General features: G+C 41.1%; 1 protein-coding gene. It reads left to right on the forward strand.

Going from position 1 to position 1344, the window contains the following annotated elements:
- Nucleotides 1–92: 92 nt before the first annotated feature.
- Complete coding sequence (locus NOL38_RS10370) at nt 93–1265, forward strand: IS110 family RNA-guided transposase (protein WP_044686666.1); 1173 nt, start codon at nt 93–95, stop codon at nt 1263–1265.
- Nucleotides 1266–1344 lie beyond the last annotated feature (79 nt).

Raw genomic sequence — 1344 nt, forward strand, 5'->3', positions numbered from 1 at the left:
GAGCACCCCAAAATATGCGATAGGCATGAGTATAAAAATACGACTAAAATTCGGTAGATAAGCTCTCTAATTTTTAGAAGGAGGGAATTATCATGGATGTTCTCTATCAATCTTGTGCAGGTATTGATGTCCATCAAGCCAATATTGTCGTCTGTATCCTACATGGACCACTCACCTCAACTCGTCCAAAGCGTGAGATGGCTACATTTGATACAACGACTAAAGGCCTACGTGCTTGCCACGATTTTCTCAGTCAATTTCATGTGGAAGCTGTTGGTATGGAAAGCACCGGTGTCTATTGGCGACCTGTCTGGCATGCTCTCTGTGATGACTTCGAGCTGATACTCGCTCAACCAGCTCATATGAAGGCTATCCCAGGTCAGAAAACCGACAAGAAGGACGCTCACTGGATTGCCAAATTAACACGGATTGGTCTGCTTCCTCGGAGTTTCGTTCCCGATGAAACCATTCAAGAATTGAGGGAGTTGACCAGACAACGAAAACATTATGTGGAAAGTCGTAATCGAGAAACCAATCGTATCCATAAAATTCTTCAGTCAGGTGGTATCAAGCTAACAACCTATATTGAAGATATTATGGGGCTATCTGGTCGCAATCTCCTTCAGCTACTGGTTGATGGGACGCCTATTACACCTCGCATTGTCCATCAATCGGTTTACACCAGCTTGAAGAAGAAAGTGCCGCAGCTTCTGGAAGCCTTGGATGGCTATTTTTCTGACCATCACCGCTTTATGTTAAAGCAGTCCTTAGAGATTTATGATTTTTATCAGAAGCAGATTGAGTTGTTGGAAGAGCGAATGAATGTCTATCTATCACAATATGAAAACCATGTAGAAATATTGGATTCCATCCCAGGTATTGATGTCATTACAGCTTCTGTTATCATTTCTGAGGTTGGTGTTGACATGAGTCAGTTTCCGACATCTGGACATTTAGCTTCTTGGGCTGGACTCTGTCCAGGTAATAATGAGAGTGCTGGTAAAAAACGAAGTACCAAGATTCGACACGGAAATTCATATTTGAAGAAATGTTTATGCCAAGCCGCTTTCGCTATCAAAAAACAAAAAGGTAGTCCCCTAGCAGACCGATTTTATCAGATTCAAAGTCGGCGTGGTTCACAAAAAGCAACAATTGCACTCGCACATCAATTATTAAAAATAGCTTATATCCTTTTAAAAGAGCAGATAACGTATCCTGAATTTTTAGCACAGAAAAAGACTACTAGGGACGAGCTAGTAGCCTAACATAAAAAATTTTTCGCTTTGATTATATCATAGGGAGGGAGTTTTTGCATTCTTTTGAGTTTTCGTATAAGAACTCGAC

The sequence above is a fragment of the Streptococcus suis genome (genome assembly GCF_029616525.1).
Taxonomy (GTDB): domain Bacteria; phylum Bacillota; class Bacilli; order Lactobacillales; family Streptococcaceae; genus Streptococcus; species Streptococcus suis_AF.